Source organism: Halobacterium sp. MBLA0001 (assembly GCF_049705385.1).
Classification (GTDB): Archaea; Halobacteriota; Halobacteria; order Halobacteriales; family Halobacteriaceae; genus Halobacterium; species Halobacterium salinarum.
Genome location: NZ_JBNAMQ010000007.1, coordinates 1,249,200 through 1,275,527, shown reverse-complemented (window position 1 = coordinate 1,275,527; position 26,328 = coordinate 1,249,200). Strand labels below are relative to the sequence as shown.

Here is a 26,328-nt window from a genome sequence, read left to right as displayed (position 1 = left end):
CGGTGGCGGCGTGAAGCGAAAACGGGTTGCCACTCCCCCACTAACCACGGCGTATGGTATCTGTCCGCGCCGCCAGCTACGCGAAAGCCAACCCGGGACGGGTCACCATCGTGTTGTCCGTGCTCGGGTACGCGCTCGTCGCCGGCGCATTCACCGACGTCGTTGCGTTGTTCCCGCCCCTCGATGATCCGACGGTGTTGCTGTTCGCGGACCTCATCGCGGTCGTGAACACGCTCGCGCTCACCAGCCTGCTGGCCGGCGTCGCGTTCATCAAGCGCGGCGCGGTCCGCAAACACCGCGCGGCGATGCTCACCGCGTTCACGCTCATCTGCGTGTTCCTCGTGTTGTACCTCTGGAAGGTCGGCGGTGGCTTCGAGAAATCCATCGTCATCACCCAGGGGATGTTCCTCGGGCAGTTCGCGGGCGTCGTCAAGGGCGCGTACCTCCTGATGCTGGCGGTACACATCCTGCTGTCGGTCGTCTCGGTGCCAGTCGTGCTGTACGCGATCGTCCTGGGGCTGACGCATTCGCCCGCCGAGCTCAAGCGCACCAGGCACGCGACGTTCGGCCGCATCGCCGCCACCGCGTGGTCGCTGTCGCTGTTCCTCGGCGTCGTGACGTACGTCATGCTGAACCACGTCTACGCCTGGGTGCCCAGATAACACCACACGTCCACCCGATGTCACGCAGCGACGAGACGGCGACCGAACCCGCGACGGAGCCGGCCGCCGACGACACGGACCGCTGGCGGTGTGAAGACTGCGGCGCGGTCCAGCGGACACCCGAGCCACCCTGCGAGCGCTGTTGGGGGACGACGCTGTCCCCGTTGACGGACGCCCCTGACGACGGCGCGCGTGGCACGCAGGCGCTGCTGGGGCATTCACCGCCGCCACAGGACACCACGACGGACACGCCGCCGCGGCTCGCACACGTCACCGCAACGTCGACACGAACGGCCGTGGTTGCCGGTGGTGGTGCCCTCTGCCTGGGTGGCCTCGCCACCGTCGTCTCCGGCACCCCCGTGTTGGCGTCGATACCGCTGCTTGCACTCCTGTTGTGGGCCGGGACCGTCGTCGCCGCCGGGATCGCGGTCCTCGGCGTGGCCATCGCGGCCGCGGCGTTCGCCGCCGCCCACATGCGAGCCACGGACGGGGCGTGACCGCCTCACTCCGTCCACGGGATCAGGGCGGCTCCCACCCCGAACGCGACGACGGCCAGCACCAACACCACGCCGGCGTTGAACACGACCCCGTCGCCGCCGGTGAACGTCGCCGCGCGCACGCCGCGCGCGAAGTACACGAGCGGCGACGCGTTCAACAGCGGCCGGAACCACGCCGGGAACAGCGCCGGCTGCACGAACGTCTCCGAGAGGAACAACAGCGGCAACGCGATGCCGTTGCTGGCCGCGATCGCGCCGTCCTGGCCGTCGGCAAGGCTCCCGAGGATGGCGCCGATCCCGCAGAACAGCACCGACGCCGCCGGCACGAAGAACGCCAGCCACGGCGACACCGTGAAGTTCGCGCCCGTCAACAGCAACGCGACGACCAACACCGCCGCCGCGAGCACGATCAACACCACGTTCACCAGCGCGTGCGCGGCCAGCCACTCGGCCCGCGACAGGGGTGTGGTGGCGAGCTTCTCGAAGCGGTTGTCCGCGCGGTACCGCGCCACCTCACTGCCGACGCGCGACAGCGGCGTGAACAACACCACGGTTGCGAGGTACGCGGGCAGGTAATACCCCGTGGGCTGCGAGAACAGGCCCGCGCTGCTGCCGCCCTGTGTGCGCACCAGGCCGGCGAAGATCACGATCAACACCACCGGGAAGAAGAAGGTGAAAAACACCGCCGTGCGGCGCCGGAGGAACGTCCGCATCGCGCCTGTGGCTTCCGCTCGCACCCGGCCCGCCGCGCTCATTGCACCACCTCCCCGCGCTCGGCGTCACCGGCGAGCGCCAGGTAGGCGTCCTCAAGGCTGGGCTCGCGCCACGACAGCGCGTCGAAGGCCACGTCCGCGTCGTCGAGCGCGGCGGCGATCTCGCCCACTGCGGTGGGGTCGACGCCCTCGAAGACGAGCCCCGCGTCGGTGCGCGTGCAATCGAAGCCGGCAAGCTCTGGGTCGGCGTCGGTGTCGACGACCAGCCGCGGGCTGCCGGCGTGCGCCGCCACGAGGTCCGCGGGGGTTCCGGTGGCGGCGATGTCGCCGTCGGCGAGCAGGCCGACGCGGTCCGCGAGCGCGCTCGCCTCGGCCATGTCGTGGGTCGTCAACACGATCGTCGTGCCGTCGGCCGCGAGCCCTTCGAACACCGACCAGAGGGCGTGTCGGCCCGCCGGGTCGACGCCCGTCGTGGGTTCGTCCAGGAACAACACGTCCGGGTCGTTCACCAGCGCGGCGGCGACGCAGGCTCGGCGGCGCTGTCCGCCGGAGAGATCACCGTACCGGGTCGCGTCGTCGGGGTCGAGGCCGACCGATTCGAGCACGGCGTCGGGCGCGCGGCTGTCGGCGTACAGCCCCGCGTAATACCCGACGAGCTCGGCGGCGGTCAAGCGGTCCGGCGGCGAAAACGACTGCGGGAGCAGCCCCAGGCGCTGTTTCTGCGCGTCCTGGGGTGGCTCACCGAGCAGTTCGACGCGCCCGCCGTCGGGCGTCGTCGTGCCGGTCAGACACCGCACGAGTGTGGTCTTCCCCGCACCGTTCGGGCCGACGAGGGCGAACACCTCCCCCTCGGAGACGGACAACGATACGCCACGAAGAGCGGCGACGTCGCCGTACGACTTGGCCACGTCGTCGGCAACCAGTACCGAGTCCATACCGAGAGATCTAGCCCGGGCACTCAAATGAGTGTGGAAGTCACCAGGACGGACGCCACAGCAACACGACCACGGACGACACGAACACGACCGTAGAGACCCCGTATGGGTCGGACTCCGCGATGGTCACGGCGGCCGACGTGCTCCCGAACAGGCCCGCGAGGAGCGTTCCGAGGACCGGCCACGCGCAGCTCACACAGGACGCCAGCCCCACGAGACCCGCAACCCCCGTGCGGGCGGCGTCGGCGACGGCGGCGGCGACGAGGTACGCCAGGGTCGCGTAGCCGACGAGCTTGAACGGGATCAGGCTCACCGTCACCGCGGTGCCGCTGTACACCAGCGCCGGCCCCCAGCCGGGGGACAGCCACGCCACGCGCGCGCCCAACCCCGCCCCCTGGAGCATGTACAGCCCGCCCACGCTGCCGAGCAACAGGAAGTAGCCGACGCCCACGCCGGCCGCAACCGCTGCCTGGCGGCGGGACGCCACGGACGGCACGCCCACGCGGCGGACCGCCCACACGGCGACGTTGATCCAGACGAACGGGTACACGATCGCGACCGTGTCGGTCGGGGTCGCCGTGGTCAGTGCGAAATACAGCAGGACGGCGACGAGCTCGCCGTTCAGGACGGCCGCCCACGTGAGCAGTGTCTCCCGGCTGGGGCGGACCACACTGGTCGAGACGGTCCGTGTGGGCATTCAGACCACCATCGTGTCGAGCACGACAGCGACCAGCAGACAGCCGAGGTAGGCGTTCGACGCGTGGAACGACCGCATCGCGGCGCGGCGGTCGCGCTCGCGGTGCAGCCGGATCGCGAAGTAGAGGAACACGGCCCCGAGCAACACGGTGGTTGCGGCGTACAGCGGGCCGAGCCCGGTGAGTTCTGCGAGCACGACGGCGGACGCCAGCGTCGCGCCGATGTAGTAGACGATGTGGCGGCGGGTCTTCGCCTCGCCCTCGACGACCGGCATCAGCGGGAACCCGCCGCGCTCGTAGTCGTCCTTGTACGCGAGCGCGAGGTTGTAGAAGTGCGCCGGCGTCCACAGGAAGATGACGCCCGCGAGCACGACGCCGCCGACCCCCACTGCGCCGGTAACGGCGACCCAGCCGATGAGCGCGGGCAGCGCGCCCGCGGCACCGCCGATGACCGTGCTCTGCCTGGTGTTGGGTTTCAACACGAGCGTGTACACGATCGAGTAGAACGCGATGGCGGTGAGCCCGAGCACGGCCGTCAGGAGGTTCACGGCCGCGAACGCGGCCAGCGAGGCCACCCCCAACACGACGCCGAACGCCAGCGCGTTCCGGGGTGGGATGCGGTCCGTGACCACCGGCCGGTCGTCGGTTCGCGCCATCTTCTCGTCCTGCTCGCGCTCCAGGACGTGGTTGAACGTTCCCGACGCGCCGATCGAGAGGACGCCACCGCCGAGCGTCAACACGACGGTGGCCGCCGAGAGCTGCTGGCCGGCCCCGAGTTGGCTGCTGGCGAGCGCCATGCCGGCACCGGCGACCAGACACAGCAGCCACATCAGCCGCGGCTTCATGAGCTGCACGTACGCGCGGACGATGCCCGGCTGGGTGGGGTCGCCGTCGTCGGTGTGACGGGGTTCGCCCTCCCACTCCGCGGACGGGAGGTCGCCGGTCTGCGCGTCAAGCGTCCAGGCGAGGGCCACGACGAGCGACGCGAAGATCCCCACGCCGAGCGTCAGATGCACGCCGGTGAACGGCGCAGCGCCCGCGGACATGGCTGTGTACGCGCCGATGACGACCTGGACGGGGTAGAGTGCGAGCGCGAGCGTGACCGCCGTGCGGACGCGCCGGGACGCCCCAGTGCGCCACGCGAGCACGGCCGCACCGACCACGGCGAGCCCGGTGAGCGCGGCGGCGGTCCGGTGGCCCCAGACGACGACCAGGTCAAGCGACTGCAGTGCGAACCACTGCCCGTTGCAGGACGGCCACGTCTGGCACGCGCTCGCGGCCCCCGTCAGCGAGGTGGTTGCGCCGAGCACGAGCAGCGAGTACACGCCCATCGCGGCGGCGGCGAGCACGGCGACGAACTGGGTGGCGGTGTTTCTGCTCACTGCGGTTCTCAGCCGGAGCTTACGGGTCGGGACACTTAGCCTATCCGACTCGCAGCGCCCCCCATTCAGCACCTATTTATGGAGTCACTCCCTACCGTCAGTCAGTATGAGAGGGAAGCGGCTTGTACCTGTTCTCGTCGCTGGCATCGCGGTCCTCGTGGCGTTCGTGGACCCGGCTGCCGCGTCGTCCGGGTACCAGTCGGCGACCGAGGAGCTCATCCGCAATCTCAACAGCCAGCTGGTTGCCGCCGCCATCACGATCACGCTGCTCGTTGAGGGGATCCTCGTATACACCGTCTGGAAGTTCCGGAACGCCGACGAGGCGAAACCGACCAAGGAGAACCGCCGGCTCGAAATCACGTGGACAGTCGCGACCGCGGTCGTCCTGCTGTTCGTCGGCGTGTCGGCCTACAGTGCAATGGGGACACCGTACTTGTTGTCCTCCGGGGACGACGTCCAGGCCGCGATGGCCAACGAGGACAGCGCCACCGTCACCGTCGAGGGCGTTCAGTGGTACTGGAACTACGACTACGCGGGGTCGAACGTCTCGATGAGTTCGGGTGCCGGCAACGACACGGTGGTTGGCAACCAGCCGCTGGTGTTACCGGCGGACACGGAGGTCACCATACAAACCGAGTCCAACGACGTCATCCACGCGTTCCACGCGCCGGAGCTGGGGCTGAAAATGGACGCGCTTCCCGGCCAGCAGAACCACCTCGTCACGAACGACCTCGATGAGGGCACCTACCAACTGTACTGCGCTGAGTTCTGTGGCGCGGGCCACTCGAAGATGCTCAGCAAGATCCACGTCGTCGACCGCGACACGTACGACGCGTACATCAACGACCCGGAGAACGTCTCCGTCGGCGCCTGACTACGCGCGCCGCAGTCGCTGACACACTCCTTCTGTTACGTGCACGCGCGCTCCGTCGGGTCGCTCCACGACGAGCGCGCCACGGTCGTCGATCGCCACGGCAGTGCCGGTGACTGGGTCGTCGTCGAAGCGGGTCACGCGCACCCGCTTGCCCAGCGTCGCGCTGCGCTCGCGGACCGCGGCGACGGCGTCGTCCATCCCGCCCGCTGTTTGGACGCGCGACACCCACGTTCGGAGGTGCTCGTGCAGCGTCGCCGCCACGGCCGTCGGATCGACAGCGCCACGCTCCGCTCGGAGCGTCGTCACGGCGCGGTCGAGATCACCGAGCGAGTCGGGATCAAGCGCCGCGTTCACGCCGACGCCGAGCACCGCAAACGACATGTCGGCGTTCGCAGGGTCGGTCTCCGGAAGCACACTCCCGACGGGCTTGCCGGCGACAGGGACTTCGTCGATGACCGCCTCAGTGAGCACGCCACACAGCTTCGACTGGTCGCTGCCGTCGGCGGCCGCGACCACCACGTCGTTGGGCCACTTCAGCCGGGCGTCGACGCCGAACGACGCAGCGGTGTCGGCGGCGGCCAGCCCGCCGGCGAGCGTGAGTCGTCCCACGTGGCTGGCTGCGATGTCGGCGCGAACGACGGTGCTCGACCAGACGCCACCGGGCGGGCTCGCCCAGGCGTTGCCGGTGCGCCCGCGGCCCGCCGTCTGCTCGTCCGCGATCACGAACGTGCCGTCGGTGGCCCCTGCCCGCGCTTCGGCGCGCGCGATGTCGTTCGTGCTCGGGCACGTCTCGCGGTGGACGACCGGTGCCGACACCTGGCGCTGGAGCGCCGCGGGATCAACAGTCATACGGCGGCGTTCGCAACGCCAGTGAAAAAGACCGGCGGGTTCGCCGTGGTTAGGCGACCGACCCGGCGTACAGCACGACGACCAGGAAGATCCAGACGATGTCGACGAAGTGCCAGTACATCGAGACCGTGCTGACTGAGGTGTGGCGCTCGGCGGAGTACTGGCCGTTCAGCCCGCGCGCCGCGATGATACCGATGAGCACCGCGCCCATCGTGACGTGCAGCCCGTGCAGGCCGGTGAGCCCGAAGAACGCGCTCTCGAAGACGCCACCGGACAGCGTGAGCCCTTCGTGGGCGATGAACTCGTAGTACTCGTAGACCTGGCCGCCGATGAAGACGACACCCAGGACGAACGTGGACACCAACAGCGCCAGGAACCGAGACCGGTTGCCCTTCCGGAGCGCGACGTGTGCGAAGTGGAGGGTGAAACTCGACACCACGAGGATGGCGGTGTTCACAACGACCAGGGAGCCCAGGAACCCGTCCGGAATGGCGCTGGCCGCGGTGCTCCACTGGGTGCCCGCGCGGATGAAGAAGTAGTACGCGAACCCGGCACCGAACGTCGCGATCTCGGAGCCCAGGAACCCGATCATCCCCCACCGGAGTGCGGTGCTGCCGCCGCCGTCGTTGCTCCAGTAGGCGGCCACGAAGGCGTGGTACACCCAGCCGTAGAGCCCGGCAAGGAAGGCGAACGTGCTTGCGATGAACACGCCCGGCCCCACCATCGGACCCACGAGTGCGCTCTCACCGCGGCCAAGCACGTAGAGTGCGGCGCCGATGTAGAAGCCCGCAGCGCCAATGGCAGTGATGAAGGGCCACCAGCTGGCCTCCCCAAAGCCCTTCGGCCAGTCCTCCACGGCCGGCAGGTGGTGGCCGTGGTCGTCGGTCGAGTCGTCCGCTACGCTCATACAACGGGGTTACGGAGCGAGTATTAAAAACCCATCCAACTGCGGCGGCCAGCCAGCGCGTCCGAGACGAACGTGTGGCTGGTGTCCCAGGACGACGGCGTGAACCGGTGGGTTTCTAATGCTGTCACCCCAAGGCGTGTGCATGGCTGAACGAACTGAGCCGGGGCTCAGCGACCAGTACACGCGAGCCAGCCCGTGGCCGATCCCGCTCGTGATCGGGATCGTCGTCACCGAGGTCGGACTCGTGTTCGAGGGGTTGACCCCGGTCGCGGTCAGTGGCATGCTGTTGTTCGCCGCCTGTGTGGTCGGGATCACCCGCGAGTCGGCGTTCGCCGACACCCTCTGGCGGCCGGGCGTCGCCGTCGGCGTGCTGTTCGCCGTGCTCGGGGCGGTCATCTACACGGGGACAACCGCCACCACCCGCGGGATCGCGATGCTCGGCACGAGTGTGCTCGTCTGGGCGGCGTCGGCGGTGGCGTTCCTCTACGAAACCCAGCGGCTCTGAACTAGCAACGTATATCAGTCAGCCACACTCACTACACACCAATGTCAGCGCGACTCTTCGACCGGGATACCATCCTGGACATCACGGTGAACCTCGTTCCCCTGGCGATTCTCGGGTTCTTCTTCGTGGTCTTCATGGTGTTGAACCCGTGGGACGGTGGGCTCACGCTGAAACGCATCATCCAGTTCGTGCTCATCGGCTGGATTTTCACCGCGCTCGCGGTGCTGACGTACTTCGCCGCCAAGGCCATCGAGGGCCCGGAGACGTAGGCACCGCCCGCCGCGCGGCGACGCCGCACAGTCTCGTGTCGACCGCTGACTTGGTGGCGTGGTCGCGCCGACATTTCCGTGGACAATCCTAAGCTTTCTTTACCGTCGAATCCTGACTAGGAGGCATGGCTACAGCAGCGTCATCGATTACACTCACTGTGCTGATGGGCGTGTTGCTCGTCGGCGTGGTCGCTGTCCTCGCGCGACTCGAGGACTGGCGGTCGTACACGCCCCTCAGCGACGTGGGCGGTGGGCTCGGGGAGCGCACCGGCTACACGCACGAGGAGAAGCCTGGGGGCATTATCCGCTGGTTCACGACGGTCGATCACAAGGACATCGGGATCCTGTACGGCGTCTACGGCACCATCGCGTTCGCATGGGGCGGGGTGTCGGTGCTCCTGATGCGGACTGAGCTTGCGACGAGCAGTGAGACACTGATCAGCCCGTCGCTGTACAACGGGCTGTTGACGAGTCACGGGATCACGATGTTGTTCCTGTTCGGGACGCCGATGATCGCGGCCTTCGGGAACTACTTCATCCCGCTGTTGATCGACGCCGACGACATGGCGTTCCCGCGCATCAACGCGATCGCGTTCTGGCTGCTGCCGCCGGGCGCGATCCTCATCTGGTCCGGGTTCCTGATCCCGGGGATCGCCACCGCACAGACGTCGTGGACGATGTACACGCCGCTGTCGCTCCAGATGTCGAGTCCCGCGGTGGACATGATGATGCTGGGGCTGCACCTCACCGGCGTGTCCGCGACGATGGGCGCGATCAACTTCATCGCGACAATCTTCACTGAGCGCGGTGAGGACGTCGGATGGCCGGATCTGGACATCTTCTCGTGGACGATGCTCACCCAGTCCGGACTGATCCTGTTCGCGTTCCCGCTGTTCGGCAGCGCCCTCATCATGCTGCTGCTCGACCGGAACTTCGGAACGACGTTCTTCACGGTCGCCGGCGGGGATCCGATCTTCTGGCAGCACCTCTTCTGGTTCTTCGGCCATCCCGAAGTGTACGTGCTCGTGTTGCCGCCGATGGGGATCGTGTCGCTGATCCTGCCGAAGTTCTCGGGGCGGAAGCTGTTCGGGTTCAAGTTCGTCGTCTACTCGACGCTGGCGATCGGCGTGCTGAGCTTCGGGGTGTGGGCCCACCACATGTTCACGACGGGCATCGACCCGCGGATTCGGTCGAGTTTCATGGCGGTGTCGCTGGCGATTTCGATCCCGTCGGCGGTGAAGGTGTTCAACTGGATCACCACGATGTGGAACGGGAAACTGCGCCTGACCGCGCCGATGCTGTTCTGCATCGGGTTCGTGCAGAACTTCATCATCGGCGGTGTGACCGGCGTGTTCCTCGCGGTCATTCCGATCGACCTCATCCTGCACGACACCTACTACGTGGTCGGTCACTTCCACTTCATCGTCTACGGTGCGATCGGGTTCGCGCTGTTCGCGGCGTCGTACTACTGGTTCCCGATGGTCACGGGCCGGATGTACCAGAAGCGCCTGGCGCACGCGCACTTCTGGACGGCGCTCGTCGGCTCCAACGCGACGTTCCTGGCGATGTTGTGGCTCGGCTACGGCGGGATGCCACGGCGGTACGCGACGTACATCCCGCAGTTCGCGACCGCACACCGGCTCGCAACAGTGGGGGCGTTCCTGATCGGGGTGTCGACGCTGATCTGGCTGTTCAACATGGCGACCTCGTGGCGTGAGGGGCCACGCGTCGACTCCACTGACCCATGGGACCTAGAGGAGACCGACCAGTTCACCAACGACTGGGCGTGGTTCCGTGCGAAAGAGGAGACGACCGTGCTCCCCGACGGCGGTGACGAAGCGCAATCCGAGGCGGACGCGGTGACTGACGGCGGGCAGCCGGCCGCGGACAGCGACACCGAGTCGTAGCCGCCGTCAGCGACGTTTTCTGCGGGTTCGGGCGGCGTACGCCCAGCGGCGGAGCTGTCAGGCGAGTACCAGTACGAACCCGGTGATGAACATGAGGACTGCGATCCCGCCGAACAACAGCAACAATACGACTTTGTCTTCCATGGCGCTGCGTTGGGCGTGACACCGCAAAAGGCTACTCACTGCGCCACCAACGACCGGCCGTGAGTGACACCGAGAGCAGTGGGCGTCGCATCGTGTTGTGGATGTACGCCGGCGCGATGGGGACGGCCGGCATCTTCGGCTACGTGCTGGGCGTGATCGTGTACGGCAACGGTGGCGCGGCCGGCCCGCTCGCGACCGGGCCGTCCCCGGAGTACGGAAGCCTCGGCCCGATCGTCTTCGAGTTGACCCCGTTGAACCTCGCCGTGTTCGGGGTCTGTGCCGTGGGTGCGCTGTTGGGGGTCGGGTTGGCGGCGATCATCTTGGTGTCGAACCGCGAGTGACCACGACGACGGGTGGCAGGCACGTATATATGCGTGGCATCCGAACGAACGATCATGATAGTTCGGGAGGCAACCCACGCCGACGGCGACGCCGTTCGTGCAGTCGCAAACGCGTCCTTGGAGGCGTCGTACGCCGATCCGTTGGGCGACGACATCGTGCACACCGCGGCCACCGAGTGGTACGACAGCGACCGCCTGGCCGACCGCCTGGACACCGACGCCGTGCAGTATCTGGTCGCCGAACGGGACGACGCAGTGGTCGGGTTCTCGGAGAGCGAGCGCGACGGGGACGTGGCGGCGATCCAGTGGCTGCACGTCCACCCGGACGCCCGGGGCGACGGGGTCGGCGGCAGCCTGCTCAGTGACACCGAAACACACCTGCTGGAACACGGCGCGAGCCGGATCGAGGGGCGGGTGCTCGCGGCCAACGAACCCGGCAACGACTTCTATCAGGCGCACGGCTACGCGCGAAGCGGCACCCGGGAGCTGGCGATCCGCGACGACACCCACACCGAGCATCTGTACGTCAAGCTCCCGGCGGCCGCGAGCACGGCCGCGATGACCGAACGGCGCGAGACCACGGTCGGCGACCTCTGGGTGGCGCTGGACGAACGCGAGCGCGGCTCTGATGCGCCGTTTTACGCGGCGTACCGGGACGCGGATCGGGAGACGAAATACGGGTTTTACTGTGCGGCCTGCGAGCACGCTGACACCGCGATGAACACGATGGGGCGAGTGGCATGCAACAACTGTGGGAACGAGCGCCGGGAGACCCGGTGGGACGCGGCCTACCTCTGAGTGGTCACGCGGCGGCGGCCGTCTCCTGGTAGCCGCCGAACTCGTCTTTGAACACGGCCATGATCTCGCCCATGGTGGCGTACGCCTTGACCGCGGCCACGATGTACGGGATGGTGTTCTCGTCCGCGCGGATTCCGGCCCGAAGCTCGGCCAGCGTGGCCTCGACGGCGTCGTCGTCGCGCTCGGCCTTGACGTCGCTGAGGCGGCCGAGCTGCCGGTCCCGAGTGGCCTCCGCGTCGACGTGAAGCGTGTCCGGGCTGGTGTCGGCGTCCATCTCGTGTTCGTTGACGCCCACGACGGTTTCCTCGCCGTCGTCGACACGGGACTGGTACTCGTAGGCGGACTCCTGGATCTCGCGGTGGAAGTAGCCGTCCGCGATGCCGGCCAGCACGCCGTCGCGGACGCTGCCGTCGCCCAGCTCCTTGATCTCGGTGAGGTACGCCATCGCCTCGGCCTCGATCTCGTTCGTGAGCGACTCCACGGCGAAGCTGCCACCCAGTGGGTCAACGATGTCCGCCGCGCCCGACTCCTCGGCGATGATCTGTTGGGTCCGCAACGCGACCCGCACCGCCTCCTCGCTGGGTAACGCGAGTGCTTCGTCGAAGGAGTTCGTGTGAATGCTCTGGCTCCCGCCGAGCACCGCGGCCAGCGCCTGGAGCGTGACGCGGGCGATGTTGTTCTTGGGCTGTTGGGCGGTGAGGCTCTGCCCGGCGGTCTGGGTGTGGAACTTCAGTTGCGTTGCGGCGTCGGCCTCGGCCCCGTACCAGTCGTCCATGAGGGTCGCGTAGATCCGGCGGGCCGCCCGGAACTTCGCGACCTCCTCGAAGATGGCGTTGTGGGAGTTGAAGAAAAACGAGAGCTGTGGCGCGAACGCGTCGACATCCAACCCACGGTCGATGGCGTCCTCGACGTACGCGAACCCGTCGGCGAGCGTGAACGCCAGCTCCTGGACCGCGGTCGAGCCGGCCTCGCGGATGTGGTAGCCCGACACCGAGATCGGGTGGAAGTTCGGCGTTTCGGCGACGCAGTACTCGACGACATCGGTCACCAGGTCCAGTGACGGCGTGGGCGGCACAACCCACTCTTTCTGTGCGATGAACTCCTTGAGCATGTCGTTTTGGAGGGTGCCACGGATGTCCTCACGGGGGACGCCTTGCTGGTCGGCCAACGCCAGGTACATCGCGTAGATGACCGGCGCGCTGGGGTTGATGGTGAAACTCGTCGAAACCGCCGCGAGGTCGATGCCGTCGAAGAGGATCTCCATGTCTCGGAGGGTGTCGACGGCGACGCCCTCCTTGCCGACTTCCCCGAGGCTCATTCGGTGATCGGAGTCCAGGCCCATGAGCGACGGCATGTCGAAAGCCGTCGACAGCCCGGTTTGGCCGTTGTCGATGAGGTAGTGGAAGCGCTCGTTTGTCTCCTCGGCGGTGCCGAAGCCGGCGAACTGGCGCATCGTCCACGTCCGACCCCGGTACCCCGTGGGGTAGACGCCGCGCGTGTACGGGAACTCGCCCGGGAACCCGAGGTCCTCGTTGTAGTCGGTGTCGGCGACGTCGGCGGGCGTGTAGAGCCGATCGACTTCCATGTTCGAGACGGTCGCAAACCGGGCTTTGCGCTCGCCGTACGCGTCCCGCACCGGCCCGAGCGTGGTTTCGGTCCAGTCGTCGCGTGCCTCCCGGATGTCCGCGAGGTCGTCGTCATCGTACATGTGTGACACACTCATTCAGGAAGATTCATTAAGGAACCGGTGGGGATCGGGTTCGAATGGTGGTGGTCGGGCGTGGCCATGCGGCAGCACCGAGCAGGGCTGTGGGCACGTGACTGGCGGGCAGCCGGTCAGTAGTGGCCCATGACGCCGTCTCGGCGCGCCCACCGCTGGCAGTAGTAGAACGCCACGTACCCGGCGGCGAGGTAGCCGACGGTGGTCACCACGAGCACGGTCAACTCCCCGAGGAGGCGCGCCCAGAGCGCGACGCCGTCTGCCATTGCGATCTGGAGCAGTTGGCTGCCCTGCACGCGGCTTTTTGCGTTGTTGACGCCCAGCGTGTCGAGCGGTCGATCGCGGTAATAACAGTCCGTGGACCCTACTGGAGGCGTTCGATCGTTTCGACCAGCGGATGGCGCGCGTAATCGACGACATCGATGTCCGCGATGGAGTCCAGGCCCTCGGTCCGGGCGGTCCGCGCCATCCCGAGATCGACCGCGCGCTCCAACACGATGACGTACGCGTCCATCTCCGCGACGCCGGCGCGTTCGGCGGCCATCACGCGGTGGTGGCCGTCGGCCAACAGCAGGCTGCCGTCGTCGCCGGTGCTGCCGTTGTCGATCACCACGAGTGGCTCCGCCAGCCCGTTTTCGAGCTCGTAGCGGCGGCCTTCGAGTTCGTCGGCGTACACCTTCCCCTGGGTCGGAACGACGTCACTGATCGTGACCGTGCGGCGCTCCTCGGTGATCGAAACGCCGTGTATCGTCTCCAGCGTTCGCATGAGCTTGCCGACTTTCTCGGGGGTCGCGCGCTCGATCTGGGAGCGGATCACGTCGGCGTTCGTGATGATACCCACGAGGTTGCCCGCGTCGTCGACCACCGGGAGTTTCTGGATGCCAGAGCGCAGGATGACCCGCGCGGCGTCGGTCACGTCCATCTCCGGGTGCGCGACCACCAGGTCCTCGGTCATCACCTTGAACAGCAGTTCGTCGGGATCGGCCAACAGGAGGTCGCGCGCGGAGACGAACCCTTCGACGTGTCGGCCGTCGGTCACCGGGAACCCGTTGTGATCGCTCTCGGAGATCCGGGCCGCAACGTCCGAGACCGTGTCGTCTGCGGACACGGTCGCGACGTCCCTGGTCATGTAGTCCCCGACGGCCGGCGTCTCGCCGTTGGCGTGCGCTAAAGCCTCGTCCATACCGGGACTACGCCGCCGCCGCAGAAATAGCTCACTCACCCTGTTGGATGCCGGAGGTGCCACCGTGGACCTCCTCGAAGAACCGCGACGCGACCACCTCCTCGATCATCTCGGTGAGCGTCGTGGCTGCGTCCTCACCGACGGCGTCGAACAGCCCCAGGGGGAGCTGTGCACCCGCCATGTCGGCGTGGCCGCCGGCCGACCCGAGGTCGTCGAAGGCCGACCGGAGCACCGCACCGAGATCCAGGTCCTTTCGGCGCGACCGCGCGGAGACGTAGATCGTGCCGTCGAAGTAGCCGTAGACGAACGTGACCGCCACGCCCCGCATCGCCAACAGGCGGTCGGCGGTCTGTGCGAGCGTATCCCTGGCGGTGATCTGCCCCACGCAGGACGCCAACACGGACCCATTGAGCTGCCGGTTGCGGATCCCGGCGGCGATGGTGTCGAAGGTGTCCGCGCTCAGTGACGGGGCTTCGATGCGTTCGAGCACGTCGGTGTCGGCGTTGGGCAACAGCCACGCGGCGGCCGTGAAGTCACGCGGCGTGATCTCCCGCGCGAAGTCGTCGGTGTCCACGCGGATCCCGTACAACAGTGCTGTCGCCACCGCGGTCCGGACGTCGATCCCGTAGCCACGCAGGTACTCCACGAGGATCGTACTGGTCGCGCCGGTGTCCGGCCGAATGTCGGTGAACCCGGCGTCGACATCGGTCGTCGGCGGATGGTGGTCGATGACGATGTCCACGTCGGTGTCGGGGGCGAGCTGGTCGTTGACCCCGGGGCCGGAGTGGTCGACCAGCGCCACCGCGTCGAATTCGGCGTCGGACTGTGTTTCGACGTTCCGCAGGTCGAACTCCAGGAGGTTCACGAACGCCCGGTTTTCCTGGTGTGAGATCTCCCCGAAGTAACAGGCCTGGCTGTCGACGCCGGCGTCCTCGGCGATGCGCTGGAGGCCGACGGCGGCCGCGATCGCGTCGGGGTCGGGGTTGTCGTGCATGAACACCCCGAGGCGGCCGTCGATCCCTTGCAGGGTCTGGCGCAGCGCCTGGAGGCGCTGTGATGCGCCCGATTCGGTCAACGAGTTGGCGTGCGACAGCAGCTCCGCGCCGGGATCGACGACGCGATCCGCGACCGAGTCGATCCGGTGGCGGTCTTTCGGCGTCGCGTCGAACCCCAGATACACCACCAGCCCGGCGTCGGGATGCGCCGCGTCGGCGGCGATCGCGGCCAGCCGGTTCCGGTCGGCGCGCTCCCCGGCAACGACGACCATGTCGACCGACCGATCCGGGAGCGTGATCGCCGCCGGATCGGTGACGTCCCGGACTTCGGCGGCGACGGACTCGTTGCGGAGGCTGTCCACGCGGCTCTCGTCGCCGTCGAAGACGAACAACTCCCCGCGTCGGTCCGCCAGCGAGCCGATGACAGCGTGCCCGACCGTTCCGCAGCCAAGCACCAGCCGAGAAACCATTCGTTGCCATGCCTTACCCACGAGCCTGTTAAAAAGTACCGCTGTGGAACCGCGCCGAACTCCGGATCAGCCAGCGAACAGCACGTCAGCGGCGTGCGTTGCGGTCTGCGCGACGGGATCGAACGCCACCAGGAGCGCGATCGTGCCGACCGCCGCAGCCAGCACGGCGACGTAGAGGCCCGTCGGCTGCCCCGAAAGCGACAGGTCGTCGCGTGGGTCCTCGATCCACAGCGCCTTCACGACCCGCGAGTAGTAGAACAGCGACAGCGCGCTGTTGATGGCTGCGATGCCCGCCAGCCACGCGAACCCGGACTGGACCGCGCCCGCGAACAGGACGTACTTCGAGAGGAAGCCAGCGCCGACCGGCAGGCCAGCGAGACTGAACATGAACACGGTCATCGCGACACACGCGACGGGCGCGCGCTTCGAGAGGCCGTTGTAATCCTCGAACGTCCGGCCCACGTCCCAGTACTCCGCGAGCGCGACGAACAGGAACGCGCCCGTGTTCATGAAGCCGTAGACGAGCAGGTGCATCATCGACGCCCCCAACACGAGGGAGTTCTGTGCGCCGCCGCCGCTTTGCAGCGCGGCGAGGCCGATGAGCACGTAGCCCGCATGGCCGACACTGGAGTACGCCAACATCCGCTTGACGTTCTCCTGGGTGGCCGCCGCGAAGTTCCCGAGTGTCATCGTGACCACCGCCAGCGCCGCGAACAGCAGCGACCAGTCGATGACCGTGCCGGCGATGACGTCCAGGGGGAACGCGGTCGTGAACACGCGGAACAGCACGGCGAACCCGGCGGCTTTCGACGCCGAGGAGATGAACGCCGACACCGGCGCGGGCGCGCCCTCGTAGGCCTCCGGCGCCCAGAAGTGGAACGGCACGGAGGCGGTCTTGAACGCGAACCCGGCGACCAGCATCACGATCCCCAGCCCCAGCACGCCAACGAAGTCGGTGCCGGCGGTGATCGTGTCCGCGATCGCGGCCAGCCCCATGACGCCGGTCGCGGCGTACACGAGGCTGATGCCGTAGAGCATGATCCCCGACGACAGCGCGCCGATGAGGAAGTATTTCAGCCCGGCTTCGATGCTGCCGCGGTCGCGTTTCAGATACGACACCAGCACGTACGACGGGAGGCTGGCGAGTTCGAGGCTGATGAACACCGTCACGAGGCTGTTGGCGGCTGCCATCAGCGTCATTCCGGTGGCGGCAAGCAGTGTCAGCGCGTAGAACTCCGCGACGCTGTCGGCGTCGTCGAGGTAGTCGTGGCTGGCCATCACGACCAGCGTGCCGACCGAGCCGACGACGACCACGAAGAACAGCGACAGCGCGTCGACGATGATCGCGCCGTCGAACTGCACGAACTGCGCGTCGCCGGTGCCCGCCGACAGGAACCACGCAGCCGTCCCGGCGGCGAGCAGCGTGCCGGCGGTCGCGATCCCGGCGAGCAGCGTGTTGTTGTCGCGGTCCGGCAACAGCGTGTCGACACCGAACACGAGCAGTGCCGCTGCGACCAGCACGAACTGCGGTGTCAACGGCGGAAGCTCCGTCACAGGAACACACCCCCGGTTGACACCACGACAGCACTCGCAGACGCCGCGGCGTCCACCACCGGCGTCACGGCGTCCTGGATCATGCCGTAGAACACGTTCGGGACGGTTCCGGCCACGATGACCAACAGGAGCAACGCGACGATCGGCACGGTGTCGTGGAGCGCCGCCGGCACGATGTCGTAGTCAGTTTCGGCGGCGAACGGCCCGAACAACACCCGCTGCATCGCGAACAGCAGGTAGCCGGCGACGATCACGATGCCGAACATCGCCAGCGCCGTGAACAGCTGGGCGTGCGCGAAGTCGGCGCCGAACCCGCCGAGGAAGATGAACAGCTCGCCGGCGAACCCGGCCATCAGCGGCAGGCCCATGTACCCGAACGCGGCGGCGATGAACACCGCTGCGGTCACCGGCATCTTGTCCGCGATGCCGGAGAGGTCACCGACCATGCGCGTGTGCGCGGTGTTGTAGATGACACCCACACACATGAACATCAGGCCGGAGATGAGGCCGTGAGCGACCATCTGGAAGGTCGCGCCGCCGACCCCGTAGTAGTTGTACGCCACCAACCCGAGGATGACGTACCCCATCGAGGACACCGACGAGTACGCGACGATGCGTTTGAGGTCGCGCTGTGCGAGCGCGAGCATCGCCCCGTAGATCACTGAGAGCACCGCCAGCGCGGCGATCGGGACCGCGTACTGCTGTGCGATCCCCGGCATCATCGTGAAGTTGAACCGCAGCAACGCGTACGTCCCCATCTTCAGGAGGACGCCCGCAAGCATCACTGACGCCGGCGTCGGGGCCTGCACGTGGGCGTCGGGCAGCCACGTATGCAGCGGGACCGTCGGCACCTTCACCGCGAACCCGATGAACATCGCGAAGAACGCCACCGTCTTCAGCGTCTCCGCGCCCAGGCCGTACGTCGTCCCGAACTGCCCGGCGTGGATCGCCTGCGCGATCGCGGGCATGTCCATGGTGGTGACGTCGAGCCCGAACACGAGCGCCATGAACCCGATGAACATCAGCAGGCTCGCGACGTTCGTGTACACGAAGAACTTGATGGCGGCGTATTTCCGCCGGGGGCCGCCCCAGATGCCGATGAGGAAGTACATCGGCACCAGCACGAACTCCCAGAACACGAACCACACGAAGAAGTCAAGCGCCGTGAACACGCCCAGGAGGCTGGCCTCCATGAGCAACATCAACGCGTAGAACTGGCTTTGGCGCTCGTCGATGGGCGTCCACGCGCTCGTGATGGCGAGCGTGGTGAGGATCGTCGACAACACGACCAGCGGCATGCTGATGCCGTCGATGCCGACGTGCCAGTTCAGCGTGTACGGCCCGATCGTGATCCAGTGTGTCATCGTCTCGAACGCGAGCGAGCCGCCCTCAAGCAGGGCGTTCCCGCTCCCGTCGAACTGTGCGAACATCCACACGCTCCCCACGACGGGAAGCAGGCTGAGGCCGGCGGCGAGCTTCCCCGCGATGCGGTCCGGGGCAAGCATCACGACGAGCGCCGACAGCAGCGTAACGCCGAGTAACGCTTCTATCATCATCTAAAACCACCCCCCTGTGACGCCGAAGACGACAAGCAACGCGACCAAGCCGAGCGTGAGCATCGTCGCGTAGTGGCTGACGATGCCGTCCTGGATGCGGCGGATGCGGCCGCCGGAGAACAGGCTGATGCTGCTGACGGCGTTGACGATGCCGTCGATGACGCCCTGGTCGAACGTGTCCGCGCCGCGAGCCAGGGGCAGCGTCACGCCCTTCGCGAGCCAGACCTGGTATTCGTCCTGGTAGTAGTTGTTGTACAGCAGTGTTCTCGCTGCGCCGAGTTTCTCGGTGTGCTTGGTGGGTGCTGGGCCGCTGTACAGCAGCCACGCGAGGCCGGCACCGCCGAGCGCGAGCGCCAGCGAGACCGCCGCGGGAACGAACGGCGCGATGTCCGCGGCGTGGTAGCCGGCGAACGACTCCAGGAGGTGATGGTAGTGTTCGTAGCCCAGCGCCGAGAACGCGGTGCCCTCGGGGCCGGCGAGCCACGTGTGGAGGAACTCGATGTGGAGGCCCGTCGCTTCCGCGACCGGCGTCATGTTCACCAGCCCCACCGTGGCCGCAAGCACCCCCAACACGACGAGCGGGAATTTGACGTTCCACCGCACGCCGTGTGGGTCCTCTGCGGTGTCGGAGCGGGGCTCACCGTGGAAGGTGAGCACCACCATGCGGAAGGTGTAGAACCCGGTGAAAAACACTGCGAGCAGCCCCATCGCGTACGCCGCAAGCAGGATCGGACTGTCGCCGGCACCGTAGATGAGTGCCTCGTAGAGGATCTCGTCTTTCGACCAGAAACCCGCGAACGGCACGATCCCCGCCAGCGCGAGGCTCCCGGAGAGGAACGTGTAGTAGGTGACCGGCATCTTCTTGCGGAGACCGCCCATGTCCCACATGTTCTCGTTGTGGTGCATGGCGATGATCACCGATCCCGCCCCAAGGAACAACAGCGCCTTGAAGAACGCGTGCGTGAGCAGGTGGAAGCTGGCGGCGATATACCCGCCGGTCCCCAGGCCAAGCATCATGTAGCCGTACTGGCTGATGGTGGAGTACGCCAACACCTGCTTGAGTTCGTCTTTGACCACACCCATGGTCGCGGCGAACAGCGCGGTGAACCCGCCGACAAGCGCGATGATCGCCAACACGGTCGGTAGCAGCGCGTAGAAGCCGTACATGCGCGCGACCAGGTAGACGCCGGCCGCCACCATCGTGGCGGCGTGGATGAGCGCCGAAACCGGCGTTGGACCCTCCATCGCGTCGGGCAGCCAGGTGTGCAGCGGGAACTGCGCGGACTTCCCGATGACGCCGCCCAGAACCAGCAGCCCAACGACGCTGAACCACTGTTGGGCGCTCATCCCGACCACGTCGAGGAAGTGTGCGACGTGTGCGGGCATCGTGCCCTCGCCGCCCACCGCGGCGAGCGCCTGCTCGGCCATGTGGGGGAACGCGTGTGCGCCCTCACCGGTCGCGACGAACCGCGCCGTGCCGAACGTCGCGAACACCGCCACCACGCCGATGAGGAAGAAGTAGTCACCGAAGCGCGTGACGAGGAACGCCTTTTTGGCCGCGCTCGGCGGCCCCTGCTGGCGGAAGTGGAAGCCGATGAGGAGGTACGAACACAGCCCCACCAGCTCGAAGAACATGAACGCCATCAGGAGGTTGTCCGCGACGACGAACGCGAGCATCGAGAACGTGAACAGGCCAAGCCCGGCGTAATACCGGTGGAGTCCGCCCTCGCCCTCGTCGTTCATATACCCGAGGCTGAACACGTGCACGAGGAACGCCACCAGCGAGACGATGACGAGCATCATCGCGGCCAGCGGGTCAACGAGCACGCCGAAGTGGAGGCTGAACGCGTTCGGGGCCGCCACCCACGTGTAGATCGACTCGGCAATGTATTCGCCCTGGCTCACGGTGACGAACGCCCACACCGAGACCACCAATGAGCCAGCGGTCGCTACGATACCCGGAATCGCGCCGCCCTTCGGGAGCAGCTTGGGTGCAAAATAGCCCGCAAGCAAGGCAACGAGGAACGACGCGAACGGCAACAACGGAATCGCCGGAATGAACTCTAATGCACCTGCCATCTTACCACCTCATCGTCGTCGCGTTTGTCACATCGATGTCATCGAAGTTACGATACAGCGTCAGGATGATGCCGAGACCGACCGCGACCTCGGCGGCGGCAAGCGCCATCACGAACAGCGTGAACGCCTGCCCCGAGAGGTTCCCGTGGAACCACGAGAACGCCACGAGGTTGATGCCCGCCGCGTTCAGCATCAACTCGACGGACATCAGGAACAGCAACGCACTGCGGCGCGTCAGCACGCCGAAGACGCCGATACAGAAGACGGCAGCGGACAACAGGAGGTAGTACTCCATGGGCACCATCACTGGTCACCTCCCTGGCTGCCGCGGTTTGCGAGGAAGACGGCGCCCGCCAGCGCCGCGACCAACACGACGTCGATGATCTCGAACGCAGCGAGGAACCCCGGCGTCGCCTCCGCCAGCGCCGTGCCGTTGAGGTCCATGAGTACGTAGCCGAGGCTCGCCGTGACGGAAACGTCCGCCGGGAACCCGGCGGTCGCCGACTCGAAGCCCGCACCGACGAACACGACGGCCATGACAGCGAACAGCGCGACTGCGGCCAACCCGGAACCGAAGTTCAGGTCGCCCGCGAACTCCGGGCGCGACGTCACGAGGACGTCACCCCCGGTTGTTTCTTCGTGAGCATCACGGCGAACGTGATGAGGATGAGCACTCCACCGACGTACACGAGGATCTGCATCGCCATGAGGAACGGCGCCTGCAGCATCACGTAGTGGACGCCGATGCTGAGCAACGCGATGCCCAACAACAGCGCGGAGTGCCACACGTCCCGCACGAGAACGACACCGAGGCTGCTCGCTACCGTGAGGGCAGCGAACAACGCGAACGCGAGTGTCTCGTATGGCATTGATTTGGTCACCTGATGGATTGAGAGAGCGCCCTATGTAGGTTTCGAGACGCTCGTCTACTGGTAGTCGACTTCGCCCTCGCCGTCACCGATCCAGGCGCCGCGGTCGGGTTCGCGCGAGGCAACCGGGTCGATATCGTTGTACCACGGTACGTTTTTCAGCTGCTCTTTGTTGAACACGAGATCGTGTTTCGTGTCCCCAGTGAACTCGAAGTTCTCCGTGAGCAGGATGGCGTCCACGGGACAGACTTCCTCACACAGCCGGCAGTAGATGCACTGGCCGACGTGGAGGTTGTACTGTTCGCCGTTGCGCTGGTTGTCCGTCACGATCTGGATGGTGTCGTTCGGACAGACGTTCTCGCATTGCCGACACCAAATGCAGCGTTCCTGGCTGAACTTGTGGACGCCGCGGAAGCGCGCCGACACTTCGGGCGCTTCCTCGGGATACTCGACGGTGAACGTATCACCGCTGAGCGCGTGTTTCATCGTCGTCGCCATCGATTTGAGGAGGCCTATCATAGTCCAGTCACCCCGAGTGCAGTCGCGGTGAGCACGAGGTTCGCGAACGACAACACGAGCAGTCCCTTCCAGCCGATGCCGATGAGCTGGTCGATCCGCACGCGTGGGATCGCGGACCGGCACCACTGCGTGAAGAAGTACACGGCCCAGATCTTGATCGTGAACCAGACGAACCCGGGCAGGAACGGCCCGCCAGGGCCGCCGAGGAACAGCGTTGCGATGATCGCACCGCCCAGGAAGATGTGGATGAACTCGCCGAGGTAGAACAGCACGAAGTACGCCGACGAGTACTCCGTCTGGTAGCCGGCGACGATCTCGGTCGGTGCTTCCGGCGTGTCGAAGGGGTTGCGGCCGACTTCAGCGAGGTTCGCCACGACGAACAGCACGAACGCGAACGGGTTCACGAACGCGAACCACGCCGGGATGCGGACGCCGGCGATGGTCGCAAGCGTGGTGTTCTGTTGGATGGCGACGATCTCGCTGAGCTGCAGGGTCCCCGTGAACAACACGACTGACGCCGCAGTGAGCACGAGCGGGATCTCGTACGCGATGTTTTGCGCGACGGCGCGCAGGCCGCCGAGCAGGCTGTACTTGTTGTTCGACGCGTAACCGCCCATGATCAGCCCCAGGCTCGCGATCGACGCGATGGCGAACACGAACACGAGTCCGACTTCGGGGTCGGCAAGCTGGATGCCGTTGCCCATCGGGATGACGGCGAACGCGAACAGCGCCGACCCCGCGAGCACGATCGGTGCGAGGTCGTAGGCGGGCCGGTCGACGCCCTCCGGGATCACCAGCTCCTTCGAGAGCAGGCGCACGGAGTCGACGACGATCGTTCCGAGCCCCCACGGGCCGACGCGGTTGACCGAGATGCGGTCGGTGAACGCCGCGGTGATCTTCCGCTTGGCCCACGGGCCGGCGAACGCGGTCATCGTGAGCATGATGGTGCCGACGAGCGCGGCGGCGACCAGCATCGAAACCGCGTCCCCGAGGAACCCGCCGACACCGAGGAGGTCCGAGATGATGTCCGGCAGGGGTGTCTGCGTGGCCATCTATCTGTCCACCTCCCCAAGGATCACGTCGAGGCTGCCGAGGGTCGCAACGAGGTCGGGGATGTACTCCCCGGTGGACATCTCCTTGAGCGCGGAGAGGTTCGAGAAACACGGGCTGCGGATCTTGAACCGGCCGGGCTTCTCGGTGCCGTCGGCGCGGATGTAGACGCCGAGCTCGCCTTTGGCGCCCTCGACGGTCCGGTAGGTCTCGGTGCCCGCCTCGGGCTTGAGCGTGCGCGGGACGTTGGCTTGGATGTCGCGTTCGTCCTCGGGCCAGCCCTCCAGCAGGTCGACGCACTGCTCGATGATGCGGGCCGACTGCTCGACTTCCTCCATGCGCACGAGCAGCCGCGAGTAGTTGTCGCCGCCGTCCTCGGTGACGACGTCCCAGTCGAGTTCGGGGTAGTAGCCGTAGGGGTCGTCGCGGCGAACGTCGTAGTCGACGCCGGAGCCGCGAGCCACCGGGCCGGTCACGCCGTAGTCTTTGGCGGTCTCGTAGTCGAGAACACCGGTGTTGACTGTTCGCGCCTGGAAGATCTCGTTGCTGGTGATGAGGTCGCTGTACTCGTCGAGGCGCTCGGGCAGCTCGTCGAGGAAGTCCCGGACGCTCTCGAAGAACTCCGCGCGGGGCTCGGGGATGTCCCAGACCACGCCGCCGAGGCGGAGGTAGTTGAGCATCATCCGCTGGCCCGTGAGGTCTTCGAGGATGTTCTGGACGACTTCGCGGTCCCGCATCGCGTACATGAAGATGGCGGTGAAGTCGCCGTAAATGTCCAGACAGAACGTCCCCAGCGCGAGCATGTGGCACGCGATGCGGCACAGCTCGCCGCCCATGGTGCGCAGGATCTGCGCGTACTCGGGGACGTCGATGTCCGCGAGGTCTTCGGCGGTGCGGGCGTACGCCCACTCGTTCAGGATGCCGCCCGGGCCGTAGTCCCAGCGGTCCGGATACGGCATGATCTGGTGGCGGTACGTCCCCTTCTGTGCCATCTGCTCCTCGCAGCGGTGGAGGTAGCCGATGTCGGGGTTGACGTCCGCGACCTGCTCGCCGTCGAGGACGGTTTCGACGTGGAGCACACCGTGTGTTGCGGGGTGGTGTGGGCCGATGTTGAGGAACATCGTGTCCGAGTCATCGGCGGCCTGCTCGTGGCCCTCCAGTGGGTTCTTGTGCTCGTCGAAGGTGACGATCTGGGGTTTGTTCTGGTTGTAGTCCAACCCCAGGGGGTGGCCCTGCCAGGTGTCCGGCAGCAGGATGCGTTCGAGGTTCGGGTGGTCGTCGTACTCGACGCCCACGAGGTCGTAGGCCTCGCGTTCGTGCCAGTCGGCGGTGCGGAAGACGGGCTCCGCCGTCTCGCTGACGGGGTTGTCCCGGCTGGTGGGCACGATGATCGAGACCTCCTGTGTGGGGTCGTCGTACTTCCGGAGGTGATAGATGCTCTCGAAGCGGTCCTCGTGCTCTTCGGCGGTGACACAGGACAGGTGGTCGAACCCGGCCTCCGTTTTGAGCGTCGACAGCACGTCCTGGACGGCGTCGGCGCGGATGACGAACCCGGGCGCGTTGAGGTGGTCCTCGCGTTCGAGGACGTGGTCCTCGATGAGCGCCTCGAGCGCTGCGGGACTGCCGGATGCCGGCGTCGCCGGAGCGGCGTCGTCGACGTCCGGCGTGTCGTCTTCTTGCTGTGTGCTCATGGTGAATCAGCCCAGTTGTACCGCATGACGAGCGACTCCTCGTCGATGTCGGCGGCGAGCTTGTCGACGATCTCGTCGCGTTCGAGGTCGCCGAACTCTTCGAGTTCGTATGGCTTGACCGTGACCGGCGACGATTCGCCGTTGGCGATGCGTTCCTGGAGTTTCGCGACGCCGTAGACGAGCGCTTCCGGGCGCGGCGGGCACCCGGGGATGTGGATGTCCACGGGGATGACTTCCTCGGCGCCCTTGACGACGTTGTACCCCTCCTGGAACGGGCCGCCGGACGTCGAACAGTTGCCCATGTTCACGACGAACTTCGGCTCGGGCATCTGGTCGTAGACGCGCTTCATGCGCGGCGCGAACTTCGAGACGATAGTGCCGGGCACGATCATCACGTCAGCCTGCCGCGGGGATGCCCGGGGGACCCCCGCGTGGAAGCGGTCGAGGTCGTGTTTGACCGAGTACGTGTGCATCATTTCGATGCTGCAACAGGCGATCCCGAACTGCAGCATGAACATGCTCGATCCCCGGACCCAGTTCATGAACTTGTCGAACTTCGTGAGGATGAACGGCGTGGAGCCGAACGCCTCGCGGAGCCGGGAGTTGAATCGATCGTCGACGCCATCCCCCATGCGGGCGTCACGAGTCGATGTCAACGGGTCACTCGTGTCGGTGATACTGTCTCTTGGTTGGTCACTACTCATGTGTGGTCCTTTGTTCGTGTGCCGGGGTCCGCATCCACTGCACGACGCCCTTGCGCCAGGCCCATGCGAGGCCGACGACGAGAATACCGATGAAGACGAGCATCGGCGCAAGCACGTTCGTTAGGCCGATCCCGTCCATCGCGAGCGCGTCGCGGTAGATGACGGTCCACGGGAAGATGAGCACGGTTTCGATGTCGAAGACGAGGAACAGCAACGCGACCATGTAGTACTGCGTGTTGAACTGGAGTCGCGCGTTCCCGGTCGGCACCTCCGCGCTCTCGTACGTGGCTCGTTTTCCCTGCTCGGATACGCTGGGCCGGATCAGTGACGAGACGCTCAGCATCCCTGCGGGGATGAGAACGGATACGAGCGCCAGCATACCGATGGCGATCCATGGATTCATAGGATTATCTCCGTGACGGCTGGGAGTTTGAACCGCACACTCATAAACGTTGATTTA

At 66.6% G+C, this 26,328-nt stretch carries 30 protein-coding genes; 8 read left to right on the top strand and 22 right to left on the bottom strand.

The window, feature by feature from the left end; all coding sequences use genetic code 11:
• Window positions 1–53 precede the first annotated feature (53 nt).
• Together ACOZ32_RS07865 and ACOZ32_RS07860 are read left to right on the top strand one after the other, a co-directional pair.
• Window positions 54–662 carry a DUF420 domain-containing protein gene (locus ACOZ32_RS07865; RefSeq protein WP_010902461.1) on the top strand — a complete coding sequence of 203 codons (609 nt, stop codon included), beginning with the start codon at window positions 54–56 and terminating at the stop codon, window positions 660–662.
• Window positions 663–679: 17 nt separating this feature from the next.
• Window positions 680–1,159, top strand: a complete 480-nt coding sequence (locus ACOZ32_RS07860) for a hypothetical protein (protein WP_205251595.1) — start codon at window positions 680–682, stop codon at window positions 1,157–1,159.
• A gap of 5 nt (window positions 1,160–1,164) precedes the next feature.
• Here the strand turns inward: ACOZ32_RS07860 and ACOZ32_RS07855 are convergent, their stop codons facing one another.
• From ACOZ32_RS07855 to cyoE, 4 genes are read right to left on the bottom strand one after another with little or no spacing between them, the layout of a single operon-like run.
• A complete protein-coding gene (locus ACOZ32_RS07855; RefSeq protein WP_010902459.1) occupies window positions 1,165–1,914 on the bottom strand; it encodes an ABC transporter permease in 750 nt (249 codons plus the stop codon).
• Entirely contained in the window at window positions 1,911–2,807 is an 897-nt protein-coding gene (locus ACOZ32_RS07850; RefSeq protein WP_205251594.1) for an ABC transporter ATP-binding protein, read from the bottom strand. Before ACOZ32_RS07850 ends, ACOZ32_RS07855 begins: the two co-directional genes overlap by 4 nt.
• Before the next feature lie 40 nt (window positions 2,808–2,847).
• The gene (locus tag ACOZ32_RS07845) at window positions 2,848–3,504 is read right to left on the bottom strand and encodes a DUF7546 family protein (protein WP_205251593.1); all 657 of its coding nucleotides are present in this window, start codon (window positions 3,502–3,504) and stop codon (window positions 2,848–2,850) included.
• The gene (gene cyoE / locus ACOZ32_RS07840; protein ID WP_010902456.1) at window positions 3,505–4,833 is read right to left on the bottom strand and encodes a heme o synthase; all 1,329 of its coding nucleotides are present in this window, start codon (window positions 4,831–4,833) and stop codon (window positions 3,505–3,507) included. It lies immediately after the preceding gene.
• 157 nt (window positions 4,834–4,990) lie between these two features.
• On the opposite strand from cyoE, the gene coxB reads away from it, so the two are divergent.
• Window positions 4,991–5,758, top strand: a complete 768-nt coding sequence (gene coxB, locus ACOZ32_RS07835) for a cytochrome c oxidase subunit II (RefSeq protein ID WP_010902455.1) — start codon at window positions 4,991–4,993, stop codon at window positions 5,756–5,758.
• Here coxB and ACOZ32_RS07830 read toward each other — a convergent pair whose 3' ends face one another.
• Together ACOZ32_RS07830 and ACOZ32_RS07825 are read right to left on the bottom strand one after the other, a co-directional pair.
• Window positions 5,759–6,607, bottom strand: a complete 849-nt coding sequence (locus tag ACOZ32_RS07830) for a biotin--[acetyl-CoA-carboxylase] ligase (protein WP_205251592.1) — start codon at window positions 6,605–6,607, stop codon at window positions 5,759–5,761. It lies immediately after the preceding gene.
• A 49-nt stretch (window positions 6,608–6,656) separates the two neighbouring features.
• The gene (locus ACOZ32_RS07825; protein WP_205252510.1) at window positions 6,657–7,514 is read right to left on the bottom strand and encodes a cytochrome c oxidase subunit 3; all 858 of its coding nucleotides are present in this window, start codon (window positions 7,512–7,514) and stop codon (window positions 6,657–6,659) included.
• 142 nt (window positions 7,515–7,656) lie between these two features.
• Here ACOZ32_RS07825 and ACOZ32_RS07820 point away from each other — a divergent pair, with 142 nt between their 5' ends.
• The 3 genes from ACOZ32_RS07820 (at window position 7,657) to ctaD (ending at window position 10,195) form a co-directional block, all read left to right on the top strand.
• Window positions 7,657–8,019 (top strand): DUF7541 family protein, encoded by a 363-nt coding sequence (locus ACOZ32_RS07820; protein WP_070807656.1) that lies wholly within the window; start codon window positions 7,657–7,659, stop codon window positions 8,017–8,019.
• A 41-nt stretch (window positions 8,020–8,060) separates the two neighbouring features.
• A complete protein-coding gene (locus ACOZ32_RS07815; RefSeq protein WP_010902451.1) occupies window positions 8,061–8,288 on the top strand; it encodes a DUF6684 family protein in 228 nt (75 codons plus the stop codon).
• A gap of 125 nt (window positions 8,289–8,413) precedes the next feature.
• Window positions 8,414–10,195, top strand: a complete 1,782-nt coding sequence (gene ctaD / locus ACOZ32_RS07810) for a cytochrome c oxidase subunit I (protein ID WP_010902450.1) — start codon at window positions 8,414–8,416, stop codon at window positions 10,193–10,195.
• A gap of 57 nt (window positions 10,196–10,252) precedes the next feature.
• Here ctaD and ACOZ32_RS07805 read toward each other — a convergent pair whose 3' ends face one another.
• Complete coding sequence (locus ACOZ32_RS07805; protein WP_012289206.1) at window positions 10,253–10,378, bottom strand: hypothetical protein; 126 nt, start codon at window positions 10,376–10,378, stop codon at window positions 10,253–10,255.
• 20 nt (window positions 10,379–10,398) lie between these two features.
• Here ACOZ32_RS07805 and ACOZ32_RS07800 point away from each other — a divergent pair, with 20 nt between their 5' ends.
• Both ACOZ32_RS07800 and ACOZ32_RS07795 read left to right on the top strand, forming a co-directional pair.
• The gene (locus ACOZ32_RS07800; RefSeq protein WP_229373400.1) at window positions 10,399–10,680 is read left to right on the top strand and encodes a DUF7520 family protein; all 282 of its coding nucleotides are present in this window, start codon (window positions 10,399–10,401) and stop codon (window positions 10,678–10,680) included.
• 54 nt (window positions 10,681–10,734) lie between these two features.
• Complete coding sequence (locus tag ACOZ32_RS07795) at window positions 10,735–11,478, top strand: GNAT family N-acetyltransferase (protein ID WP_010902448.1); 744 nt, start codon at window positions 10,735–10,737, stop codon at window positions 11,476–11,478.
• A gap of 4 nt (window positions 11,479–11,482) precedes the next feature.
• On the opposite strand, the gene ACOZ32_RS07790 is transcribed toward ACOZ32_RS07795, so the two are convergent.
• From ACOZ32_RS07790 to ACOZ32_RS07720, 15 genes are all read right to left on the bottom strand, one after another.
• Window positions 11,483–13,186, bottom strand: coding sequence for a methylmalonyl-CoA mutase family protein (locus tag ACOZ32_RS07790; protein ID WP_205251590.1), 1,704 nt, complete (start codon window positions 13,184–13,186; stop codon window positions 11,483–11,485).
• Window positions 13,187–13,314: 128 nt separating this feature from the next.
• A complete protein-coding gene (locus ACOZ32_RS07785) occupies window positions 13,315–13,464 on the bottom strand; it encodes a hypothetical protein (RefSeq protein ID WP_205251589.1) in 150 nt (49 codons plus the stop codon).
• Between the two features lie 98 nt (window positions 13,465–13,562).
• Window positions 13,563–14,381, bottom strand: coding sequence for a CBS pair associated ParBc domain-containing protein (locus ACOZ32_RS07780; protein ID WP_010902445.1), 819 nt, complete (start codon window positions 14,379–14,381; stop codon window positions 13,563–13,565).
• A 31-nt stretch (window positions 14,382–14,412) separates the two neighbouring features.
• Window positions 14,413–15,846: a DHH family phosphoesterase gene (locus ACOZ32_RS07775; RefSeq protein WP_010902444.1), complete on the bottom strand. Its 1,434-nt coding sequence runs from the start codon at window positions 15,844–15,846 to the stop codon at window positions 14,413–14,415.
• 66 nt (window positions 15,847–15,912) lie between these two features.
• Window positions 15,913–17,400: an NADH-quinone oxidoreductase subunit N gene (locus ACOZ32_RS07770; protein ID WP_205251587.1), complete on the bottom strand. Its 1,488-nt coding sequence runs from the start codon at window positions 17,398–17,400 to the stop codon at window positions 15,913–15,915.
• Window positions 17,397–18,956, bottom strand: a complete 1,560-nt coding sequence (locus tag ACOZ32_RS07765; protein ID WP_205251586.1) for a complex I subunit 4 family protein — start codon at window positions 18,954–18,956, stop codon at window positions 17,397–17,399. The genes ACOZ32_RS07770 and ACOZ32_RS07765 overlap by 4 nt, the downstream gene beginning before the upstream one ends.
• Complete coding sequence (nuoL, locus tag ACOZ32_RS07760) at window positions 18,957–21,035, bottom strand: NADH-quinone oxidoreductase subunit L (protein ID WP_010902441.1); 2,079 nt, start codon at window positions 21,033–21,035, stop codon at window positions 18,957–18,959.
• Between the two features lies 1 nt (window position 21,036).
• Complete coding sequence (gene nuoK / locus ACOZ32_RS07755; RefSeq protein WP_010902440.1) at window positions 21,037–21,339, bottom strand: NADH-quinone oxidoreductase subunit NuoK; 303 nt, start codon at window positions 21,337–21,339, stop codon at window positions 21,037–21,039.
• On the bottom strand, window positions 21,339–21,647 hold the full coding sequence (locus ACOZ32_RS07750) for an NADH-quinone oxidoreductase subunit J (protein WP_205251585.1): 309 nt from the start codon (window positions 21,645–21,647) through the stop codon (window positions 21,339–21,341). Before ACOZ32_RS07750 ends, nuoK begins: the two co-directional genes overlap by 1 nt.
• Window positions 21,644–21,904, bottom strand: a complete 261-nt coding sequence (locus ACOZ32_RS07745) for an NADH-quinone oxidoreductase subunit J (RefSeq protein ID WP_010902438.1) — start codon at window positions 21,902–21,904, stop codon at window positions 21,644–21,646. The genes ACOZ32_RS07750 and ACOZ32_RS07745 overlap by 4 nt, the downstream gene beginning before the upstream one ends.
• A gap of 57 nt (window positions 21,905–21,961) precedes the next feature.
• Window positions 21,962–22,423 carry a NuoI/complex I 23 kDa subunit family protein gene (locus ACOZ32_RS07740; RefSeq protein ID WP_010902437.1) on the bottom strand — a complete coding sequence of 154 codons (462 nt, stop codon included), beginning with the start codon at window positions 22,421–22,423 and terminating at the stop codon, window positions 21,962–21,964.
• On the bottom strand, window positions 22,420–23,475 hold the full coding sequence (locus tag ACOZ32_RS07735) for a complex I subunit 1/NuoH family protein (RefSeq protein ID WP_012289200.1): 1,056 nt from the start codon (window positions 23,473–23,475) through the stop codon (window positions 22,420–22,422). The genes ACOZ32_RS07740 and ACOZ32_RS07735 overlap by 4 nt, the downstream gene beginning before the upstream one ends.
• Entirely contained in the window at window positions 23,476–25,164 is a 1,689-nt protein-coding gene (locus tag ACOZ32_RS07730) for an NADH-quinone oxidoreductase subunit D (RefSeq protein ID WP_010902435.1), read from the bottom strand.
• Window positions 25,161–25,868, bottom strand: coding sequence for an NADH-quinone oxidoreductase subunit B (locus ACOZ32_RS07725; protein WP_010902434.1), 708 nt, complete (start codon window positions 25,866–25,868; stop codon window positions 25,161–25,163). Before ACOZ32_RS07725 ends, ACOZ32_RS07730 begins: the two co-directional genes overlap by 4 nt.
• The gene (locus ACOZ32_RS07720) at window positions 25,861–26,271 is read right to left on the bottom strand and encodes an NADH-quinone oxidoreductase subunit A (RefSeq protein WP_010902433.1); all 411 of its coding nucleotides are present in this window, start codon (window positions 26,269–26,271) and stop codon (window positions 25,861–25,863) included. Before ACOZ32_RS07720 ends, ACOZ32_RS07725 begins: the two co-directional genes overlap by 8 nt.
• Window positions 26,272–26,328 lie beyond the last annotated feature (57 nt).

Excerpts from the sequence above, each read along its gene's own strand:
- ACOZ32_RS07865 (WP_010902461.1), top strand. The coding sequence starts at position 54 with ATGGTATCTGTCCGCGCCGCCAGCTACGCGAAAGCCAACCCGGGACGG.
- ACOZ32_RS07860 (WP_205251595.1), top strand. The coding sequence starts at position 680 with ATGTCACGCAGCGACGAGACGGCGACCGAACCCGCGACGGAGCCGGCC.
- ACOZ32_RS07855 (WP_010902459.1), bottom strand. The coding sequence starts at position 1,914 with ATGAGCGCGGCGGGCCGGGTGCGAGCGGAAGCCACAGGCGCGATGCGG.
- ACOZ32_RS07850 (WP_205251594.1), bottom strand. The coding sequence starts at position 2,807 with ATGGACTCGGTACTGGTTGCCGACGACGTGGCCAAGTCGTACGGCGAC.
- ACOZ32_RS07845 (WP_205251593.1), bottom strand. The coding sequence starts at position 3,504 with ATGCCCACACGGACCGTCTCGACCAGTGTGGTCCGCCCCAGCCGGGAG.
- cyoE (WP_010902456.1), bottom strand. The coding sequence starts at position 4,833 with ATGGGCGTGTACTCGCTGCTCGTGCTCGGCGCAACCACCTCGCTGACG.
- coxB (WP_010902455.1), top strand. The coding sequence starts at position 4,991 with ATGAGAGGGAAGCGGCTTGTACCTGTTCTCGTCGCTGGCATCGCGGTC.
- ACOZ32_RS07830 (WP_205251592.1), bottom strand. The coding sequence starts at position 6,607 with ATGACTGTTGATCCCGCGGCGCTCCAGCGCCAGGTGTCGGCACCGGTC.
- ACOZ32_RS07825 (WP_205252510.1), bottom strand. The coding sequence starts at position 7,514 with ATGAGCGTAGCGGACGACTCGACCGACGACCACGGCCACCACCTGCCG.
- ACOZ32_RS07820 (WP_070807656.1), top strand. The coding sequence starts at position 7,657 with ATGGCTGAACGAACTGAGCCGGGGCTCAGCGACCAGTACACGCGAGCC.
- ACOZ32_RS07815 (WP_010902451.1), top strand. The coding sequence starts at position 8,061 with ATGTCAGCGCGACTCTTCGACCGGGATACCATCCTGGACATCACGGTG.
- ctaD (WP_010902450.1), top strand. The coding sequence starts at position 8,414 with ATGGCTACAGCAGCGTCATCGATTACACTCACTGTGCTGATGGGCGTG.
- ACOZ32_RS07795 (WP_010902448.1), top strand. The coding sequence starts at position 10,735 with ATGATAGTTCGGGAGGCAACCCACGCCGACGGCGACGCCGTTCGTGCA.
- ACOZ32_RS07790 (WP_205251590.1), bottom strand. The coding sequence starts at position 13,186 with ATGTACGATGACGACGACCTCGCGGACATCCGGGAGGCACGCGACGAC.
- ACOZ32_RS07785 (WP_205251589.1), bottom strand. The coding sequence starts at position 13,464 with ATGGCAGACGGCGTCGCGCTCTGGGCGCGCCTCCTCGGGGAGTTGACC.
- ACOZ32_RS07780 (WP_010902445.1), bottom strand. The coding sequence starts at position 14,381 with ATGGACGAGGCTTTAGCGCACGCCAACGGCGAGACGCCGGCCGTCGGG.
- ACOZ32_RS07775 (WP_010902444.1), bottom strand. The coding sequence starts at position 15,846 with ATGGTTTCTCGGCTGGTGCTTGGCTGCGGAACGGTCGGGCACGCTGTC.
- ACOZ32_RS07765 (WP_205251586.1), bottom strand. The coding sequence starts at position 18,956 with ATGATGATAGAAGCGTTACTCGGCGTTACGCTGCTGTCGGCGCTCGTC.
- nuoL (WP_010902441.1), bottom strand. The coding sequence starts at position 21,035 with ATGGCAGGTGCATTAGAGTTCATTCCGGCGATTCCGTTGTTGCCGTTC.
- nuoK (WP_010902440.1), bottom strand. The coding sequence starts at position 21,339 with ATGGTGCCCATGGAGTACTACCTCCTGTTGTCCGCTGCCGTCTTCTGT.
- ACOZ32_RS07745 (WP_010902438.1), bottom strand. The coding sequence starts at position 21,904 with ATGCCATACGAGACACTCGCGTTCGCGTTGTTCGCTGCCCTCACGGTA.
- ACOZ32_RS07740 (WP_010902437.1), bottom strand. The coding sequence starts at position 22,423 with ATGATAGGCCTCCTCAAATCGATGGCGACGACGATGAAACACGCGCTC.
- ACOZ32_RS07735 (WP_012289200.1), bottom strand. The coding sequence starts at position 23,475 with ATGGCCACGCAGACACCCCTGCCGGACATCATCTCGGACCTCCTCGGT.
- ACOZ32_RS07730 (WP_010902435.1), bottom strand. The coding sequence starts at position 25,164 with ATGAGCACACAGCAAGAAGACGACACGCCGGACGTCGACGACGCCGCT.
- ACOZ32_RS07725 (WP_010902434.1), bottom strand. The coding sequence starts at position 25,868 with ATGAGTAGTGACCAACCAAGAGACAGTATCACCGACACGAGTGACCCG.
- ACOZ32_RS07720 (WP_010902433.1), bottom strand. The coding sequence starts at position 26,271 with ATGAATCCATGGATCGCCATCGGTATGCTGGCGCTCGTATCCGTTCTC.